Source organism: Lentzea fradiae, assembly GCF_900100955.1.
Classification (GTDB): Bacteria; Actinomycetota; Actinomycetes; order Mycobacteriales; family Pseudonocardiaceae; genus Lentzea; species Lentzea fradiae.
This window is the reverse complement of record NZ_FNCC01000032.1, coordinates 1-20,494: the sequence shown is the minus strand read 5'-3', so window position 1 is coordinate 20,494 and position 20,494 is coordinate 1. Positions and strand designations below refer to the sequence as shown.

Annotated in this window: 9 protein-coding genes and 2 pseudogenes; 3 read left to right on the top strand and 8 right to left on the bottom strand. The window is 64.4% G+C overall.

Features of this window, described 5'->3' with window-relative positions; all coding sequences use genetic code 11:
* Positions 1-54 precede the first annotated feature (54 nt).
* Positions 55-366, bottom strand: coding sequence for a transposase (locus BLT23_RS39210; protein ID WP_090052852.1), 312 nt, complete (start codon positions 364-366; stop codon positions 55-57).
* 75 nt (positions 367-441) lie between these two features.
* Between BLT23_RS39210 and BLT23_RS39205 the strand changes: the two genes are divergently transcribed.
* Complete coding sequence (locus BLT23_RS39205) at positions 442-3,477, top strand: hypothetical protein (protein WP_143036213.1); 3,036 nt, start codon at positions 442-444, stop codon at positions 3,475-3,477.
* Between the two features lie 986 nt (positions 3,478-4,463).
* A complete protein-coding gene (locus BLT23_RS39200; protein WP_143036212.1) occupies positions 4,464-4,769 on the top strand; it encodes a hypothetical protein in 306 nt (101 codons plus the stop codon).
* Between the two features lie 135 nt (positions 4,770-4,904).
* On the opposite strand, the gene BLT23_RS39195 is transcribed toward BLT23_RS39200, so the two are convergent.
* Positions 4,905-5,972: an IS110 family RNA-guided transposase gene (locus BLT23_RS39195; protein ID WP_176947159.1), complete on the bottom strand. Its 1,068-nt coding sequence runs from the start codon at positions 5,970-5,972 to the stop codon at positions 4,905-4,907.
* Between the two features lie 1,198 nt (positions 5,973-7,170).
* Between BLT23_RS39195 and BLT23_RS39190 the strand changes: the two are divergent.
* Positions 7,171-7,526: pseudogene (locus BLT23_RS39190) on the top strand (C40 family peptidase); the annotation flags it as partial.
* On the opposite strand, the gene BLT23_RS39185 reads toward BLT23_RS39190, so the two are convergent.
* From BLT23_RS39185 to BLT23_RS39160, 6 genes and pseudogenes are all read right to left on the bottom strand, one after another.
* Positions 7,513-7,767 carry a hypothetical protein gene (locus BLT23_RS39185; protein ID WP_090060397.1) on the bottom strand — a complete coding sequence of 85 codons (255 nt, stop codon included), beginning with the start codon at positions 7,765-7,767 and terminating at the stop codon, positions 7,513-7,515. The pseudogene BLT23_RS39190 and the gene BLT23_RS39185 sit on opposite strands and share 14 nt — an antisense overlap.
* A 260-nt stretch (positions 7,768-8,027) precedes the next feature.
* A pseudogene (locus BLT23_RS39180) lies at positions 8,028-8,542 on the bottom strand (transposase); the annotation flags it as partial.
* 777 nt (positions 8,543-9,319) lie between these two features.
* Entirely contained in the window at positions 9,320-9,640 is a 321-nt protein-coding gene (locus tag BLT23_RS39175) for a hypothetical protein (protein ID WP_090060395.1), read from the bottom strand.
* Positions 9,641-9,654: 14 nt separating this feature from the next.
* Positions 9,655-16,395: a polymorphic toxin-type HINT domain-containing protein gene (locus BLT23_RS39170; protein ID WP_143036211.1), complete on the bottom strand. Its 6,741-nt coding sequence runs from the start codon at positions 16,393-16,395 to the stop codon at positions 9,655-9,657.
* Positions 16,396-16,413: 18 nt separating this feature from the next.
* Positions 16,414-19,866, bottom strand: a complete 3,453-nt coding sequence (locus BLT23_RS39165) for a LamG-like jellyroll fold domain-containing protein (RefSeq protein ID WP_176947158.1) — start codon at positions 19,864-19,866, stop codon at positions 16,414-16,416.
* A gap of 294 nt (positions 19,867-20,160) precedes the next feature.
* A partial coding sequence (locus tag BLT23_RS39160; RefSeq protein ID WP_143036210.1) for a transposase occupies positions 20,161-20,494 on the bottom strand: 334 nt, incomplete at its 5' end.

Below are 20,494 nucleotides of genomic sequence, written 5' to 3'. Positions count from 1 at the left end.
GGACCCGGAGGATGGGCTCGACCCCGAAGCGGCCGCGAAGCTGCGCGATGAGCTTCACGACCGTCGCCGGGTCGGGTCGAGTTCCGAGGCGAAAAAAGCACTCGCCGCCTTGAGGATCTCGTTGGCCCGCTTCAGTTCCGCGTTCTCCCGCCGCAGCCTGCGCAGTTCCTCCGACTCGCCGGAGCTCGGCCTGTCATCCCGCTCCCCGCGGTCGGCCTCGTCCTGCCGGATCCAGTTGCGTAGTGCCTCGTGATGGACCCCGAGCTGCTCGGCCAGCCGCCGGATCACCGGCTTCGGATCCGACTCCCTATACAGCCGGACCGCACGAGCCCTCAGCTCGTCGGGGTACTTCTTCGGTGCTGCCACGGACGACTCCCTTCAGGCCCTATCGGACCATGCTTGAAAGTCTCCGAGCTATCGGGGGAACCTCAAGGCCAGCACGTGGACCAGGTCACTCCAGTCTCCTATCCAAGGCTGGAACTGCTACCCACGCACGAGATGCCTTGGGAAGGCCTGGAGCGGCTGCTACGTCGCATTGCGCAAGATGTGGAAGGCCTTCGCGATGTGCAACTCTACGGTGTTCGAGGGCAGAGCCAGTACGGTCTTGATGTAGTAGGAACAGCACCTGACGGTTCCCGCCATGGCATCCAAGGCAAGCGGTACAGAACCTTCACAAAGCTTGACCTGACTAAGGCCGTCAACAAGTTCATCAGCAAACGCGGCAACATCCCGTTCCCGATTGCGCGGCTCGTCGTTGCGGCGGGATGTCTCGCGGAACGAACCGAGATCACTCATGAGCTCTACCGGTTGCAGGACCTCCACACCGATGTGCAGATCGAACTTTGGCACCAGCGAACGATCTCGGACAAGCTCAGAAACCGACGCGACATCGTCGTGGAGCTCTTCAGCGAAGCCGTGGCGGACGCGTTCTGCCTGCCGGCGCCTCTGCACGTCGTCGCTGCGCCATCTCCCGATCGTGTCACCCTGGCCGACGCGTTGCTTTACGGCCCCGCCGAGATCACCGGGGCCGCTCAACATCTCGCAGGAGCCGACAACCTCAGCTCGACCAACCCGCTATCCGCCGTCGCCGAGCTGGAGCAGGCCGCCAAACTGCTTGCAGAGGGCGGGTTCACTGCGCACGCAACTGTTGTACTGGATCGCCGGGCCGTGCTGCTCACGCAGGCCGACGAGCACGACAAGGCTGCTCGTCTGCAGGATTCCGCCTTCTGGTCAGCTTTGGAGGACGGCAGGCATGATGACGCCGAAACTCATGCGCGGAACCTCAAGAAGAACGCGAACACCGCCGTCTCGAAGGCATTCAGTGACATTGCCGCTGCGGCGATCAACATCGTGCGACATCCGCTTGGCGCGCTGCCGCCTCAGCTGGAGCAGCTACGCACCGACTCAACAGAGCTGAGCTTCGCGCAGCTTCTCATCCTTGCTGCCGAGGATGCGGCGATCGATCCGTCGAACACGTGGCGGCAGGACAACCTGGCCGCGCTTATCACTCAAGCCAACTTGATCGAAGGTTCTCCGAGCGACGGCGCAGTATTGGCATGCAAGCTGCGACTTGAGGTTGCCAGTCTGACGGGAGATTGGATCGGCCTGCTCGGCAAAGCTCGCAAACACCAAGTCCCTCGCGACCAGGCGATGCTGATCTACGCGCGCAACGCGATGTACCACGCCGAACGAGGCGAATCCGAGCAGGCTGAAGCGTCCTGGGCGGATGCGATGACGCAGGCGTGCCTCAACGGCCAGAACGGCGCGGCCGCCGAGTACGTCGCCGCGCGCACCTTCATCCGTGTCAGGTTTCGCGGTCCCATCGCGCAGAACAACGATCATCAGCTCGTCCGGAGCCTTCGCGCCCAGAGTCCCGCGAGCACTTCCGCGGAGCGGTTCGAGGAGAAGGCCATGAGGGCGCTGCTCGATGACAAGCCGCACGTGGCAGTGCCATTGCTTCGCGCCCTCCACCGCGCCGCCTACTCCGCGGGAGCCTGGGTACAGCTCGACCGAGCACGTAGGCTGCTGGCCAACGTATACGGCTCGGCGGGCGAATCCCTCTTGGCGGTGAAGCTCCACGTACTTGGGGCACAATCGAAGAAGGCGGCGTCAGTCGCGAAGGAAGATCCGAACACCTATCTGGACGTTCGAGAGTTCCTTTCCTCACCTGCGTACTGGGTCGCCGGCACGGCGTACCGAGTCCTCGCGGCGGAAGCCGATCTGATCCCAGACAACGACGTTGGCTTCGTGACGGACTCCGCGTTGTCGGTCCTAGACGACGCAGCAGCCAACAAGCTACAAGACGGCATCTACGACTCCTCGGCCTGGCGGAACGCGATCACTGCGCTCGCTGCACTTGCTAAGCGGCTGCCAGATGAGCACGCGCTTCGGATCCTCGAACACTCGCGTCCTTGGGTGCCACGTGAGCCCGGCCGCCATAGACGCACCGACGACGATCACGTACGTCTGTGCGCCGGGATCGCTTTCGCGCACCCGGTGCATCGAGCCGACGCGATCGACCAACTCTTGGGACTGCTCGAGGCCAACGACTCCGCGGTGTCGCGCAAGACAGAACACGCAATGGCCGATCTCGTCCAGCAACACCCGGAGATGGTGCGGGAGCGGTTGGCCAGGATGACCGCCGACGGTAATCCATATGCGGCAAGGCTTCTTCTGCTGATCACGGGACAGCCGACCGAAGAACAGCTGATCGCAGCCGCAGCGGCCGGCGAGCGGCTGCGCAAACCGCCGACCAGCACAGCGCATTCATTGGGCATTGGAACGGGGGCAGCCGGGCAGGCTCTTCTCGCACGCGTGCTTCCCTCGGACGAACGCAGGGAACTTGCCCGACACCAACTAGCCCACGCGGCATTCCCTTTTGAGCCTGGTGAGAACCGCTCCGAGTACTATGACGCTGCCCGGATACTCGCCCACGACCTGGACGACGTCGACGATCTGTTTGACAACGCCATGCTCCACGCCCACAACAGCACCCCCTCCCGTGGCGACCTCCTCAACAATCTCGGCAACCACCCTCTCGGCATGTTCCGCATGACTGGCTTCACGGTGGACACCAGGGCCCACGCTCTATGGCTCGCGGCCCTGCTGGCACGCACAGATGAGCAGAAACAAGAAGTTCGAGCGCTTGGATACCTCCTGATCGGCTCGACGGAGAACGCCGATTGGTACATCGCTCATGCGTTTCAGGCCCTGGACTTGGCGGACGCCGACCACGATCTGGCGTTCCTCGCCTCTCAACCCCACTGGGCGCTGCGGTCGCTCGCAGCGCTAATCTGGACTCGAAGTGCTGACGCGCCAGCAAACATCGGCTCCCTGCTCACCAACGACGCTGACCCAAGAGTGCGATGCACCTTCGCCGAAGGAGCGAGCAGTTCGGACAACCCCGCCGCACCAAACCTCCGAGAGATATTGTTGACGGATCCGTGTCACAGCGTCCGGCAAGGCGCCCGCCGATGACAGCTAAGGAACAACGCCTCAGCCCGCGTGGGAGCACGCTCTGGGAGCAGATGGGGAGCAGCACAGTGCGCAGAACGGGCTTGAACGGTCCTCAATAGACCTAAACGGAACCGCGCCGACCTGCAAGAGTCTTGTTTTCGCAGGTCAGCGCAGTATCGGTGCCATAGTTCACACAGAAGGAGTCCTCGGACCAACCACAACTGCATTGAACTGACCTAAACCGCAGGTCAAAGGCCCTGAACGGACGCGTACGGCAATCACGGCATAGATGAGCACTTAGTACTTCTGGGAGCAGGCGACACGACCGGACGTGGTAGCTCCGAACGCACGCTCATGCAGATTAGCGTGTGACTGAAATATCGACGCAATATCATGCCGTCGAAGCCCATGGCGCGCATCTTCTCGTGCGAGAAGACGACCATTATCTCGTCGCCTCCAACGACCACACGCTGCCAGTCCGGTGGCTCCGGGATGGCGGCCACAAACCACACCACTCCGCAGCGAAGTCGAGACAAACAGCCATCGGTACTTCCACAGCGCGGGCAGGCTCGACCACACTGCCACCGACTCGTCGGCGCGGCCCCACTTCCTACCGCTCCCAATGAGCGACGGTCTTGAAGATCGGCGTCCGCAGGTACCGTCTCACGGGCTCTTGGAGCCGACATCAGGACCGATGCGCTCCGGACCTCCCTCACAATCGCCATTACCTCGGCGTTGTGCCACTTCGCCAATTCCACGTGACGCGCGTTCGACCAGGGACGTGATCAAATACTTGCGACGCCCGGACCATGGCGTGCGGCGGGACTCGCCGGCCAATTCCTCTCATCAATATTCCATCCGTGCGAGACATCTAGACCTTCTATTCGTTGCCGCAAGCTGGACATCTTCAGGTCATGAAGTTGACGAGCCGAAGAGGGTGGACAGGTCGCAGTTACGGTGAGCAGCCGTACAGGGCCGATCGGTTTGCGAGTGGATTTGGTGGTTCGATGAGAATCAGGCGATATGCAGCAGCTGCGCTGGCCGTGATGGCCATGGCGACCGGATTCGCGACGCCAGCGTTGGCGTACGGCCCGTCGTACTGCAACAAGTCGACGTGCAGTCTGTCCAGCTCCGCCAACAGCTCCGGGATCTACTTCGAGATGCCCAGACTCACTTCGGTCACGATGAAGTGTTGGACGGACAGCCAATGGTGGAACGGAACCAACCGCTGGTTCAAGATCGACTCGATGTATGGCCAGGGCTATCTGATCGCCACCCAGGTGTCGAGTCAGACCACGGTCGGACACTGCTGACGCCGTGTCGTTTCGGCACGAGGACAACATGGCCGTCCGGACCGGAGTCACTCCCCAGGCGAACCTGTGTTACCAGCGTAACCATGTTCGGACGAACGCTCTGTCGTGCGCAGGTCGCTCGCTCATGGCTCCCCTCTATGTCAAGAGTCGGGAACCGGACGGCTTGGCGGTCGAGGCAGTGTGGATCTTGGCGTCGGTGACGAGTCGCTTGTACACAGTGTCGGAGAGGCGTCGTTTGAGGCAGCGGATGGCTTCGCGTGGCGACTTGCCGTCGGCGAGCTTGCGGCGGTAGTAGGCCCGGCCCGGAGTGTCATTGCGGAGCTGGACTATCGCCATGATGTGCAGAACCCGGTTGATGCGCCGGTTGCCCGCACGGGACAGTCGACGGCGTTGGTGCTCACCGCTGGAGGCGTCGATAGGAGCGGTGCCGTTCCAACTGGCAAACCGTCCGCGGTCCGGGAAGCGACCTATGTCTCCGACATCACCCAGGATCCTCGCCGCGCTGGACGGGCCAATCCCGTAGAGAGTGCGCAGACCGGTCCCGGTGGCGTCCAGGAGCTCGGTCAGCTGGGTGTCGGCCGCGGTCATCTTGCGATCGATCGTCGCCAGGTCCGTGATCAACTCTGCGGCGATCCGCCGGCGGGTCCGGCCCACGACATCACGTGGGCGCGCCGTGGCGAGTAGAGCACGTGCCTGGGTGGCGAACAGGAATTTCTTGGCACCGCCGGGAATCAGCTCGGTGAGCAGCCTGTGCAACCGGTTGACAGTGTCCGTGCGGGCCCGGCCGAGTTCGTCGCGGCGGTCGACCAGCAGCCGTAGAGCCACGGTGTGATCGTCAGGACTCACGCGGTGCAGTCCGGTGGTGCGCAGCGCGACCAGGGCCACCGAGCGTGCGTCGGTGGCGTCGGTCTTGCGACCGTGACCGGTGTCGAACACCCTGGCCCTGGCCGCGAGCTTGGCCGGGACGTCGAGAACCGGTTCACCGTTGGCGACCAAGCGCTGCGCGAGGTGCTTTCCCACGCCGTTGCAACCCTCGACCGCCCACACCCGGTCGGGTCGGCGGCGGCCCTCCTCGAGCATCCGCCGGTAGCCGTCGTTGTCGGTGCCGAAACGTCCTTGGCCGAGGGTGCGTTCCCGACCGTCGACGATCTCGATCGTGGCGGACCGCTTGTGCGGATCGACACCGATGATCACTGGGCTCATGTCGTCTCCTCGCCAGCCGGGAACGGAAGGCGAGGAGGGCAACGCTACTTCGAGCTGAGCAAACCCCTCTTGAGCCACAACCCCGCCGCGGTCTCCGACGGGACGCACACCATGAGTGAGCCACACCCAGGACCACTGGTGGGCAGCCGATGAGAGAGCGTCCCGTCGAACACCTCGACCGAGCCTGGCCGGGCATCGGTCGTGCCGCCATTCAACAAGTAGCCGATGAGCGCAACTGGCCGGCATCCCTACGGCTACACGGTCGACTGATCGTCGCACGCTAGTCGAGAGGAGCCGCCCGTCACCCATCTTCCTCAGTCCCATGACCGCACCGTTGGTGTCCATGAAGACCACTCCACCCCAATCCGCCAGGATGTCTTCCTCGCGGTCGTGCCACTGGGCACTGAGATCCGGCAGCACGTGGTAGCGGCCTTTGAGGTCGGGCTCGCCGCTGAGGAGATCATGAAGAACATGGGGAATCCCCGAGAAGACCTCCATGCGCTGTGAGTGCAATCGAAACACGTGGTCCGTGCCGACTAGACGCATGCCGGCCAGCTCGATCCCGGTGTCGAAGTCGACGTGGCTGGGCCCAGTCTCATGTTCACCCCCGAGTCTGTTGCGTTGGCGCGGGGTTAGCAGACGGCCAGCGCTGTCACGATCCCCGGCGAAGGCCAACAGCCCGGCGCTCGCCGTCCGGGCAAGCAACCGCCGGAGCGTCCCGGCGAGCGCTGTCGGGGTTGCCCCATACCTGGCCGCACGTGCCCCCACCGGTCACGCCGACCGACAAGGCCTCGGCAGGCGCGGATTCGCCGCAGCCGATGTCACCACCGCCCTCGCCGATGCCGCCCACCGCAACCAGCTCACGGGCACCGCGCCGTGTGGGCCGGGCCGGGAGGTGGTGAGAGCGTGCTCGCCAAGATCGCTATCGGGGCGGCGGCCATCCTGCTCCTCATCCCCGTCCTGCTCGGCACGGGCGTGAGCGCCGTGGTAAACGCGCTTTACGCAGCTCCTCGAACACCAGCATCGACTGCACGGCACCGATCGCCGACATCCCGCCCGACTACTGCCTGCTCTACGTCACCGCCGCCCCGGACTGCCCCGGACTGGACTGGACCGTGCTCGCCGCCATCGGCAAAGTCGAGACCGACCGCGGCCGTCTCACGGCCCCCGGCGTGACCGAGGGCGAGAACTTCGCCGGGGCCGGAGGGGCTTGCCGTACGTCTGGGGCGGCAACGGCCCCGACGGCGGACACGCGGGCTTCGACTGCTCCGAACTGACCCAAGGCCGCCTACACCGCCGCCGGAGTCAACCTGCCCCACACCGCCCAAACCCAGTACGACGCGGGCCCACGCGTCCCCCGAACAGCCGCTGCTGCCGGGCGAACTCGTCTTCTATTGCACACCCGGCAACATCCACCACGTCGGCCTCTACATCGGTGACGGACTAATGATCAATGCCCCGACCTTCGGCCAACCCGTGCAGATCGACAGCTACCGCTACGACGGTGATAACTACGTCGGAGCTACCCGTCCGGCGGCCTCTATCGCGGCATGAACGGCTCGGGCGCACTCATCCCCACGCCGACCTTGGCGGCGAAGGGCTGGCCGTACGGGTCGACCAGCACGATCCGCTGGGTGATCAGCGGCAGGGACACAGCATCGAGGGTAATGATGTTGTGGTCGCTGGCCAGCTCGAAGAGCGTGTTCATCACCTCGCGGCTGGTGATGCGGTCCGGGTTGGTCTCGACCGACAGGCCCTCGACCCGGATCTCCAGCAGCCGGCGCTGGGGCAGCACGGTGATGCGGGTGTGGATATGGGCGGGAAGTCCGCCGTCCTCGAGTAGCTCGGTGATATCGGCGGCTAGACCAGCCTCGGGAGGTTCCTCCCCCTATTTCTGGGGGGTGATCGATGTCGACCTGCGTACCGAGGAGAACTACCGCAAAATCGTGCGGAAACGCATCGAACCCTGTTGGGGCAACGCCGCATTCGCAATGCGTTCCTTGCAGCCTGCACGCCCGGAACCAATGTCCATCCTCACGTGCATATGGAAAACTTCAAGCCGGCTTCGCTCAGGGCGGCGAGGACGTCGGGATCCGGGCGGCCGCGGTGTCGCGGGTGCTGCCGGGCTTGTCGCCGGACACCCACAGGATCGTCCCGTCCGACGGGACTATGACCTGCAGGTTCACCCCATGGATCTTGTGCTTGCTTCAGCAGAGCGGGCGGTCGGCGGCGATTCGGTCGATCGGAATGAGCGTGCCGTCGATCACTACGTAGGCCACGCCCTGCCGCTTCGCCTTGCGCGGCGTCTGTCGTCGCTTTTAGGGTCGCTGAGCCAACAGTTCGACGGTCTCGTTGACATAGCGCTAGTACGTCGCGGTGGACACCGCGAACCCGGCGCCGACGTCGGCGAACGGCTCGCCCTTGCGCCAGTACATCAGCACCAACAGCGCGTGTCGCCCTGGGTTGAGCTTGCGCCACAACCATTCCAGGTACTTGCGGTGGACGCGGATCAGGCGTGACACGAAGGTCAGGATCTGATGTGACAGCGGCAGCACGGTAGAGCAACACATGAAGCCCCTGGGGGTGGAACGATCTTGGTCGATAGTTCTTCCACCAGGGGCTTCGCCACGTCCAGGTCTCATTAAGCCGACTATCGCCGGTTGTGATCGACGTCCATTGTGAGCCAATGCATCCAGATCAGGATGAAAAAGGCGCACTATTCAAATAGCTCTACCTCAAGACGATATTCACTCCTCAAGTCCTCCACTAGGCGCATACGCGCAAATTTCACCACGCCGCGCGCCCACCAGGATTCCTCAGATATTCCTGGAAACGCATCCGGAATTAGGATTGCACGGAATCCCAAGTCCGCCGCTTCTACTTCTGCGCGAAGTAGCGCAAGCTCCGGAAATCTTTGCAGCCGCGGAGAATCCATGGCCCTCGCCAGAGAATCCCTCGACGTTAGATCATTCAAGTAGTATTCGGCGTCACCCCGATAACCCTGTTCACACTCTACAATAAACGTCCTCCAGCGGGACATGAGCGCCTCCGGTTCGACGTCACGCCACCGACCCGATTCTTTGACAAAGTCAGAGAACGCGTCTCGGAAGTTCTCGACACCGTGAATCATCAGGCGTCCTCCCTCTGGAAATACAGGAGCGGATCATATAGTCGAAACAGCATGGAATGTTACCTTTGAGCAACTAAAGGGCTCGTCGAATATTCACTCGACGAGCCCCACAGAAATATCCACAAAATTTCACTTCACAGACAGATGCTACTAACGAATCCCCCGAAGGCACTCCTCCGACGTTTCGGAATTTCGGACAAGAATTCTGGCCAGATGCTTAGCTGTTGGCTTCTTCGGGATAGTGCTCCCGAAACCCGCTGACGAACGCCTCCAGCCTTGCAACGAGGTCATCGGAAGAGAGATCGCCGTCCTCGTAGGAACGCCAATCTGATTCCAAGTCCTCGAGGAGCTCTTCCTCTGCGATGAGCTTGTGAGCGAGCTCTTGGCCACTCAGCGTGGTCTTGCCCGATGCCATCGCCCGGTTGGCGAACGCGTACAGCGCGATTCCCTGACCAGCCAGTTGCACAGCACGCCAAGAAGTGTGCTCGTCCTCAGCGATCTTGAGCAGGACTCCGAACGCCCCAGACCTTTGCGTCATAACCAGATCCTTCGTCAGGTGCCGTTCTTGAACAGCTCACGAGCCCACCGGGTGACACCGTTTTGAGGGATGTCGACCCCTCCTGCCCTGAGCACAGTCGCACAGTAGGTCAGGCAACTGTTCGTGTACTTGTCATACTTCCCCGCAGCCCCCTGATATTTCTGCACTTCCAGAGCCGCTGCGACGTCGGTCAGTTCGAACTGCACGCTCATGATGCCAGCGTCGTCGCGCGTGCCGATCACAGCAGTGTCGCCACGACGGTCCAGGTCCGTGTGCCGGACCGTGGTGCCGTCCGTCACTTCGATGCTGAAATGGTTGTCCTTACCGTGGTAGTGCAATGTCGCAAGGCCATTCACCCCGCAGTTGTGGTTGAGGAGGCTGACCGCACCTGCGGTCACGTAATACGTGTGCTCGTTGTCCACGGTGAGGTTGTGGACTCGTTCGGGTGCTGTCCAGGCACGGACCGCAGAGACCTGCACCCATGTCCCAGCCGAGGTTTGCAGTATCGAGCCGGCCTCCAGGGCCTTGGCGTACACCCACTTCTTCTGCTCCGGAAGCCAGAACGGATGCGTGTCGGTCGCGGTGACCGCGCCACCGCCATCGACAGTGATCTCGACTAGGTTCTTGGAACCGACGCCGACGATCGTGCCAACGACCTCGCGTGGCGAGGACTCTCCCGTCTTCTCATCGGTCGCAAGAACCTGGTCGCCGTTCTGTATCTCTTCGATGGGTTTGGCAGACCCGTCGGCGAGCATCACCTTGGTGCCAGGCATGAAGCTGTTGTCGCAATCAGGCGTCTTGCCACCCACCTTGCGCAGCGCGTTTATCGCGATTTCCTGCGCCCGAGCGGCAATCCCCTCCACTCGACGCAGCAGCCCTTGCGCCTTCGAGATGATGTTGGCCATCGATGCGACGGCCTTGACCGCCTTGTAACCGGCCTCGATGACTTTGCCGATCTTGCCCCAGGGCACGAGGTTCATGACCAGGCCGCCGCAGGCCCAGATGTCGCCCTTGGTGAAGCAGTCGACAATGTCGTTCCACCCCGAGATGTCCTTGAGCATCTCCCAGGCGACTTCCTTGATCACGTCCCACTTGGTCTTGTGGGCGTTCTTCAAGGCCTGCTCGTACTCGGCCTGGCTGATCCCGGCATCCTGCATCGCCTTCTGCGTCGCCTGACGCACAGCCCGAGTCTGCTGCTGCTGAGCCCTGCGTTCTTCCTTGAAGAACGTCTGGACGTCCCGGTACTGCTGTTCGTTCTGGTAGTTTTCCCGGCCTCCACCGCACAGGATGCCGTCCGGACCACACTGACCACCCGCCAACAGGCCCGTCGGATCACTGAACGTCACCGGGCTGTTGTTGCTGTAGGCGTAGCCGTTGAGCTGCTGCGGATCGTTGTTGTCGATGACCGGGTCCGCCGACAGGAACCGGCCCACGGTGGCGTCGTACAGCCGCGCACCCACACGCGTCAGCCCTGACTCCTCCTGGGTCCCTCCCACGAACCCCTGCGTGTTCCACGGCACCGCGGTGCTGCCCCGGGTTTCACCGAACGGCGTCTGCCGGCGAGAGGCCACCGCCAGGTTCCCCTGTGTCACCGCAGCGATCTGCGTGCCCTGATGATCGGTGAGCAGCCACTTCACGCCCGAGATGGAGTTGCGCTGTGCGACCACATGCCCGTTGTGGCTGTAGTAGCGCGTCCAGGACGGCGTCGTCGTGTTCTTCTCGAGTCGGATCTCCTGGCCGAACACATACAACGTCGTCGCCGACGGTTCACGGGCGATCAGCCTGCCGCCATCGGCGTCGTAGAGGTACGTGGACTCCTGGCCGTTCGCGTTGACCACCTTCGACACACGGCCCTCGACGTCATACTCCAGGATCTGGGTGTCACCCGAGATCCGGCGCGATGTCGTGTTGCCTGAGGCGTCGTAGCCGAAGGTGTCCTGCGCGGTCCCATTAGGTCCGGCCGTGTCGACTTTGGTCACGGTGTGCGGCTGTGGCTGCCCCGCCGCCGGATACGTGAAGGAGTTCGTCGTGTCACCAGCGGTGGCGTGCGCGGTCTGCGTCAGCCTGTTGCCGGTCTTGTCGAACGTCCACGACAACCAGTACGGCGCCGCGCCGCCCAGCGACGATGTCGACTTCGGCGCCGAGCAGTCGCCGGAACCCGGGGTCCAGGCGTTGGTCATCCGCCGCAGCTGGTCGTATCCGAAACACTGGATGTCCGACGCTCCTCCGTCGGGCGTGTCGGCGATGCGGTTGATGTTGCCGGCCGCGTCGTAGCTGTAGTTGCGGTCGGCGATCCGGTATCCCGTCTGGGTTTCCCTGTCCGCGACGGTGCGTTCCAGCCTGCGGGTGCCTTCCTGGTAGAAGTTGGTCACCCACAGGTTGTTCGGGCTGAACTCATCGTCGTACCTTTCCTGCAGCACCTCACCCAACGCCGAGTAGGTCGTGCTGCTGATGTACCGGCTCGCGCCCAGCGTGTACTCGGCGAGACCGAAGCTGTTGTAGCCGGTCGTCACTCCCTCGCTCGGCACGATCGTCCTGCCGCCCGAGTTCGCCGCCTCGTACACCAGGTCGCGCAGTTTGCCGGTGTAGCTGTAGGAGAAGCTCAGTCCGTAGGTCGTGCCGAGCACGCCCTCCGCGGCAGCCGGGACGATGACCTTCTGACCCGTCGGACGGCCCGCCGCGTCGTAGCCGTTGACCTTGGTGGTGTAGGCCTGTCCGTTGACCCAGCGGCGGGACAGTGTCAGCAGGCCTCGGCCGTTGAGGACGCCGCTGCTGGTGACCGACGTGTCGTACTGCCACTCGGCGAGTTTGGTGCCGGAGGTCGTCCCGTCGTAGGACGCGGTTTTGCGTGACAACGCGTCGTAGGTGTGGGCGATGGTGCGTCCGCGTGCATCGGTGGTCGAGGTGACCCGGCCCGCCGCGTCGTAGGCGGTGCTGCTGTGCCCAGCGTCGGGGTCGTCGGAGGCGATCTTGCGGCCGCGCAGGTCGTAGGTGGAGCTCCAGACGTTCCCGGCGGGGTCGGTGACCGTCGCGAGTTGCCCTGCCGGGGTGTAGGTGTACTTCGTCGCGTCGAACGCCGTGCCGAGTCCGGCCGTGTACTGGCGCTTCTCGGTGGTGCGGCCATGCGCGTCGCTGATCACCGTGGTGACCGTGCCGCCCTGCGGTGGCGTGGTGTGGACACGGTCACCACCGTAGGAAGTGGTGCTGCGCCACTGTTCTACCGCGTACTTGCGGTAAATCGACGCCGTCACACGACCCAGACCGTCGTACTCGGTGACGGTCTGGTTCGGGACCTCCCAGTCATACACCCCCGCCAACGCGGAACTGGGCACCTGGTTGTTCCAGTACGCGCCGTTGCTCTTATAGGGCAGGCCCCGTGAGTCGTAGAAGGTGTCGGAGATCAGCCGACCACCCGCAGGCGAGGGAGACTGCGTCTGCCGTTCCCGGAACAGCCCGTCGTAGAGCGTGTAGGAGATCTGGTAGGTGTTCGCGTCGGTGAGCTTCTTCGTGGTGACGACGCTCGGCGCGTTGGTGTTGTAGGCGTACTCGAAGACCACGTCGGCGTTGACGGAGCCCTTCGCGTGTCCCGGGAGCCACGCGGCGGTCATGCGGCCCAACGCGTCGTAGGAGAGGTCGGAGCGGCGGCCGTTCGGGTCGACCGAGGCGGTCGAGACACCCCAGGCCGGTTCGAAATAGCCGGTCGACACGTGCCCCAGGGCGTTGGTGCTGGTGACCTGGGTCAGCGGGCCGGTGGCCGGGCTGTAGGCGGTGGTCGTGGTCGCGCCGGTCGCGTCCACGACCTGCAACGGCCGACCGTAGGCGTCGAACGTCGAGGTGGACGCGGTCACCCACGACTGGCCGGAACCGTCCCACTTGTCCAGGACCTCGGCTTTGGTGATGTCGCCCTTGTGCGGCGCGACACCCCAGGCCTGTCCGTCGTAGGACGACTTCGCCGAGGTCAGGATCGTCGACGCGGACGCGGTGACGGTGCACAGGCCCTTGGTGGTCTCCACCTGCGAGGCGTAGGTGAGCATCCACGCGGGCTCGTTGCGGGCGAACGTCGTGCGAGAGCACGACTCGTCGTCGGTGACGGCGAGATCGCCGTGGTCTTCGACCTGGCTGACCACACCGATCGAGTCGAAGGTCTTCACGACCTTCGTGCGCCGCCACTGACCGTTCTCCAGCACCGTGCGGCCTCGCACGGCCTGGACGTTGCTCATCGTGGCCTGCACGCCGTTGGCGGTCGCGGTCGGCGCGCTGACCCACGGGTCGTTCACCGACGCCGAGACCAGCGCGCCGTTGAGGTAGTCGCGGGTCTCACGGACGAAGCCCTGAAGGCGGTCGGTGTCGGTGACCGGTTCGCCTTCGCTGGTCGTCACCGTGGCGCCGTCCATACCGCGCAGATACGTCGTCTCCGACACGCTCTGCGTACCGGGCGACTCGCCCTTGACGGTGCGCACGGTTCCGTAGCCGCGCCACTGCGAATACGTTCTGCGGTTCGGTTCGGCGAAGTCGTTGTCGTCGAAACGCCACGCCGGGTTGCCGACGTAGTCGTAGTGCGTCTTGAGCAGCGACGAGGCACCCGTGCGATCATCGTCGACGACGTCGGTGACTACGTACTTGTGAAAGTAGTCCAGGATCGGGGTCAGCGCACCGTCCGGTGTCCACCACGTCGGGTAGCAGCGCAGCGTGTTCGTCTCCGGTGACGCGGGCATACGCGAGCCCGGTACACAGTCGTGGGCGCTGTAGCTGATCTCGGTCCGCGCGCCGCCCTCGCCGTTGATGCCGGTGATCCGGTAACGGGTCAGCGGGGAGAGGTTGTCGGAGCCGCTGTCGACCCGGTTGGCCATCGCGACACGGTCGAAGCTGGTCGCGGGCAACGCGATCGCGCCACCCACATGTCCGGTGTGGACGATCGACTTCAGGTTCAGCGCCGGTGACGTGCCATCGCCGGACGCCGGGAAGTCCTGGGTCAACGTCCACGAATCGACATCGGAGTAGCCACCCGTGCCGTTGCCGACCTGGGCGATGACCTTCGTGAGACGCTTACGGGTGAAGAACGTCGGCGTCAACCGGTTCGTGCACTGCTCCCCCGCGTTGCAGAGCTGGTCCGCGGGCACATCCGGCCACGACCCCGCCGTGGAGGCGTTGAGCTGGCCCGGATCGCAGGTGATCGCACCATTCGGCAGGCAGCGTTCGGCCATGTCGAACTGAACCCGGCCACCCACCGCGCCGAAGAAGTTGTCGCTACGCAGCCCGTACTCGATACGCGTCAGATACCCGCCCCGCACATACGGGGTGCCCTTCGCCGGGTCGATGTTGCGGCCGTAGTGGTTGATCTCCTGGTCGTAGTAGTAGGTCGTGACATTGCCGTGCGGATCGACCGAGTAGTCGAGATTCCACCGGTACGCCTGCTGACACCACGAGGCGTCGAACGTGCCCTGCTTGCACGGCTCGCCGTCGTTGTTGCCGTACACCGGCACGGTCCACGCCGACTTCGTCTCCGGCTTACCACTCGTCCAACCCGGCAACCGGTTCACACCGAGGAAGTGCTGAGTGCCGTCGGTCGTGGTGACCTTCCAGTACTCGCCGTCGTTGTCGCCGTTCACAGCGCCGGTGAACCGTTCGATCCGCGCGCCGTCGTCGTTCTTCGCACGCCAACTGCTCGTCCCGCCACTCTCCCCGGCCTTGACGAGCTTGCCGGACACGCCGACCAGGCTGATCGTCGCGTTGTCGGTCGCCCAACACTGGTCACCGGTCTTGGTCTGACCGTTGTTACCGCCCAGATCCAGGCCGCACGGCTTGTACTGCCGCTCGATGAACCCGCCCGGCGCGACATCCCAGCCGTCACCCACGATCGAGGCCTGGTTGTTCGACGCCGAGATCCGACCGTCCAGGCTCTGCGACGAATAGCCCAGCGACACCGACGGCGCTTTCCCGCCCGCTGCGGGAGGAACCCGCAACGGGTAGCCATAGGTGAAGTCACCCGACGAACCGCCCGCGTTCCACGACCCCGCCGCAGCCAACGACGTGGCGGTGTAGTCACCGTTGCCGCCCGACGGGGCCGCCGCTACAGCGAACACCCTCGCTTCCGGTTCGGCCCGGCGCGCGTTCGTCGCCGGAGCAGGAGGCAGGTCGGCCGTCACCCGTTTCGCCGAACTGTCGTTGTCGCCCCCAGGCAACGGGGTCGACGTCCTGCACTCCGACTTGTCCGGAGTGGACAGTGCGCAGGCGGGCAGCGACACCAGCCGCAGACGTGAGGCGTAGTCACCACCGAACGCCGGAGCGAACGAACCATAGTCCACGTCCAGCCGCAGCGGCGTGCCCGAAGCACCGCCGGAGTCGCTGACGCTGAACACCACACCGTGCAGACCCAGCTTCTTCGCCGTGTCCTGCCCCTTGACGCTCACCCGCACCTTCGCGGGTGCAGCCGACCGCGCGGCGCCAGCGGTGTCTGTGCGTTGCACCGACACCAGGCTCGATGTCTTCGCGGCGCTGGTCAGGTCGATGTCCGTCTGCGACTCAGCGGGCCATTTCGGCTGCTCGACCTTCGTCACCGCCGCCTTGGCCGCCGGGTCCTCGCCCGTGCCACGTGTGGCAGGTGACGTCGTCGGCACCGACTTGTTCTGCTGCAACTCCGGCAGCTTCCAGCTATAGCTGTTGTCCCCCGCCGCCAGAGCGTCCTGCCCCGTCGCGAGCAGCAACGTGACCACAACGCCCAGCGCCGTGACCCGTCGTCTCCTACTCGTGCTCACTGAAGAACTCCCCCGATGTCAGAAGTGAATCGTGGACGCGCGGATGGCATCAACGTCGGCAGTGCTGAGAACTCCCGAGTAGATACGGACGTCGTCAACATCGCCTTTCCATTGCTCGCTTGCCACGCCGGACCACAGGTCACGCCCTAGAAGGAGCTCACCCGAAGCGTTAAACGACTCCTGCCCCGTACTCGGCCCGTCAAATGTGTTCTGTTTGACCCCGTTGACGTACAGGGCCACAGTCCCGCTGGTCGCGTCGAAGGTCGCGGCCAGATGTACCCATGTGTCTGCCTCGGCTGGTATATCCGACAGCGCGTACCTGCCGTCACCGGACGGAGTTCGTGTGAGCTCCATGCTCCACTTGGTACCGCCGCCGTCCGAGTGGACGCCGAGAATGAACGGTGAGTGCGTGGCGTCTCCCATGCTCACCACTGCCCGCGAAGTGCCATCGATCTCCGCGAGGCGTGCCCAGGCGGTCACCGTGTACGAACGGTCCGTGCGCAGGTTTACCGGACGTGGCCCCACGACCTGGCCGGTCGACGGTGCACCGAAGTTCATCCACTTGTCGATGCTGGTCAGGATTTGGTTCGGATCGTCGGGATCGACCGGAGTGCCGGCCCACGAGGTACTGCCGGACACTGCGGCGTTCTGGCCGGTGACCTCGTCCTTGGTCTCGGTGCCCGTGCGTTCGTCGAGGTTGTAGTGCGCGCGCAGGACGACCAGGTTGTTCTCCCGTGCGGCTTCGGTGGGGGTGAGCAACCGGTTCCACACCTGCACGTGGTCGATCAGTCCGGGGAAGTGATCCACCCGATCACCGCTGCGCTTGCCAGCGCCGACGACGAACGGCCCCCCAGCAGGCCACACGTCCGCTGTGGTGGTGCCTTCCAGCTTCCCGTTGACATAGAGCGACACCTCACGGCTGTTCGGCTCATACGTGCCGACCAGGTGCGTCCAGACCCCGAGTTGCGGCGGTGCCGCCGAGACGGCACGCACGATCGTGGGCGGCGCGATCTGGTCCGGGCTGACCAGCGTCATGGCCCAGCGATCGGTCTCCACCGAGTACTGCAGGAAGAACGACGAGATGAAGTTGCCGTCCTGCCCGGCGACCGCCGCCGAGTAGTTCGCGTGGTCGAGTTTCACCCACGCCGAGAGGGAGAACGCGTGGGAGGTGTCGACGACCGGGCCGGACGTGGCCGAGTAGTGGGTGCCGCCGTTGCCGGTCTGCGCGCTGCCGGAATAGCCGGAAGCCAACGATGCTCCACCGTTGAGCGTGAGCGGGTGGTTGCCGGACGCGACGTCGGCGACGGTGCCGCCGGTCGCGTCGTCGAAGGTCCACGCTGCCACGGGATTGGTCGGGGCGGCGACGGTGAAGAGGTACTTCTGTGGCTCGGCCGCGATGTTGCCCGCTTGGTCGTAGGCACGCACGTACAGGACGTTCGGGCCTTCCTTCGTAGGCGTGATCGCCACGTCCATCACACCGTCAACCTCGGTCACCAGAACCTGGTTGTCCGTGGTGTCCGAGTTCAGCGACCAGCCGTAACGCACAACATCCATCGTTCCGTCACGGCCGGTGTTCCCGGCGGGCGAGAACCTGAAGATCCCGGTGTGGCCGACACTGCCCGACGAACCGGTTGCCGGGTAGTCGGTCGACGACACGGCAGGAATGTTCGGTTTGATCGTGTCGACCTCGAACTCACAATCCTCCGACCGCGGACCGGACAGCTCGCCGTCGCCTGCGGTGAGGTTGAAGGTCCAGATTCCGTCATGGGTGAACCAGTTGTCAGGAACTCGCACCTCGACGAACGAACCGGACGGCACATCGTTCATGTAGATCTCGGGGCCCGTCCACGGCCCGCCCGGCGACAGACCGTCCTTGAACTGGAATCTCGCGTCCGTCATACCGCCGTCCGGATCGGACAGACGCGCGCGAACACGCGGCGTGCGCGTCCCCACCAGGGGCCGGGTCGGCCCTGTGGCGCAGCGGATCGCATCGTTGGCGCCCGGACCCCAGCCCTCAAGCCCCAGGTCGACCGGCACCAGGGGGTAGGAGTTGTAGGTGACCTCGAGATAGGGGTTGAGGTCGAACCGGCGCCACGAGTTGTTCAGATCGGACTCGTTCTTGGCCTTGAGCATGAAGGTCGTGGTGCTCCATGCCCCTGCCGCGGCAGCCGCGACCGCGGAGGTCGCGTTGAATTCCGCTCCGCCGTCCGTCGCGCAGTGAGCAGGATTGTTGCGGTTGTTGTTCTCCGACAGCGCGGCACCCCACTCCCAGCCGGGCTGATTGTTCCACCGGGTGTTGTGGTCGATCCCTCCGGTGAGCCACAACTCGGTCGGGGAAGGCGAGCAGGAGTATGAGCTGAGTATCCGCGTCTTCATCGTCGCGGATTTGATCTTCTTGCCGGTCATCGAGCTCGTGTTCATCTGAAAGTACGAGCGCGAGATGCCCGCAGACGAGGCCCCGAGGCTCGACGCGTTCAGATATCCGGCTTTCAGGTCGCCGAGCTGTCCACTGGTCGCGTCGAAGTTCGAGGCGGTCGGCCAGGGCGACTGAACCACGGCGTGATGCTGTTTCCCGCAGGACGTGCAGTAGTAGTCGGGATCAAGACGCACCGGATACGTGGTGGCGGGATCCAGCAGGAAGCTCTGGTCAGGCGTGACCGAGATCGAATCCGCGCCGACCTCGACCGCCATCACCCCCTGACGCGCCCCCTCGGACGAGTCCCACATGCGGGACGCGTCACCCCCGAACACCTGCTCGCCATCCGGCCCAGTCACCACCAGACCGCCACCACTCTCAGTGGTCGCGGACCTCGACGCCGGGCCCGGAGTCGTCGCTTTCTCAATCCGCGTGTTCTTGGTGTGCGACTTGAAGGTGATCTTCTGCAACGCCGACTGCTGCGCCGCTTCCGCCGACTTGACCACAAGGTTCTGCGCGAAACCGGTCAGCGCAGCCTCGACCTCCAAGTCCACGCCAGGCAACACGTCCGGATACGTGGCCGTCTTGCCGTTGATCCGCACCGGAGGAAGATCAGTCCCCCAGCCGAAACCCACCTCGGCGTCACCCTTGATCAACCGGGCGACCGGCCGCTCAGCCGAACCCGCGCCACCCGCGGTGAACGACATTGCGACCGGCGCCGCCTTGGGCGCCAACGTCCCGTCCGGTTGCACCGCCAAGTCCAAGTCGACGGCAGTCCACTGCTCGTTCTTCTTGACCCGCACTGGATGCACGTGATTCGTCAGCGTGCGGCTGCCGTCCGGGTTAGCCCTCACCTGAGACGTCTCTGTCGTCTCAGATCCGATGACGACAGACTTCCCGCTCTGTTCGGCGAGTCTCTCGGCACTGACCGCGTCGGGCACCTCGTCCGGCACCTCGGCAGCCACGGAGGCCACCGATCCGACGATCATGCCTCCGGCGACAATGGCAGCACTCAACACGGGCAGGACAAAGCCCCGCCCTCTGGCGATCCTCATCTGTTCCCCCTGCACTACCGAACCTCGGTAGCGACTCCCCGCAGTCCCCTTGACCTGTGCCGAAGCATCATGACTGACGTCCATCCAGAACGGAATAGGATCACCGTGACCTACAGCACGGCCAGCGCATTCACATTCACAGAACCGAGAACTGGTCGGCGTCACCGCGAGACAGCCCGATCGCGACCGGACGGGAGGGTGCACACCAGCGGGACAGGTTGACGTCCGCCTCCCGACCTCCCCATGCTTCTCCATGGTGGCCTGCCGCTCGCTAGATGATTGATTCCTGGATCTTCAGTGGTCGTAGGCGATCAGTGAGCGCTTGACGGGTGCGTCGATGATCCAGTTGTGCCAGATCGCGGCGGCGAGGGCGAGCATGCGCTGAGCGACGCGGGCGAGCACGCCGTGCGGGGTGCGTGCGCCGTGCTGTTCCAGGGAGAGTTGTCGTTTGGCGGTGTTGATGATCGATTCGATGCGTTGCCGGATCATCGACAGGTTGCCGTGGCGGCGTTTCTCGTCGCGGCGGTCGGGTCGCACGAACGTGATGCCCAGCTCGGTCATGTCGCGTTCGAACTCGCGTCCGGCGAAGCCCTTGTCGCCGATCACCACCACCCCGGCGGGAAAGGCG

Bases quoted from the DNA above. Each gene is read 5' to 3' on its own strand.
- BLT23_RS39165 (WP_176947158.1), bottom strand. From the start codon at position 19,866: ATGAGGATCGCCAGAGGGCGGGGCTTTGTCCTGCCCGTGTTGAGTGCT.
- BLT23_RS39175 (WP_090060395.1), bottom strand. From the start codon at position 9,640: ATGACGCAAAGGTCTGGGGCGTTCGGAGTCCTGCTCAAGATCGCTGAG.
- BLT23_RS39200 (WP_143036212.1), top strand. From the start codon at position 4,464: ATGAGAATCAGGCGATATGCAGCAGCTGCGCTGGCCGTGATGGCCATG.
- BLT23_RS39195 (WP_176947159.1), bottom strand. From the start codon at position 5,972: ATGAGCCCAGTGATCATCGGTGTCGATCCGCACAAGCGGTCCGCCACG.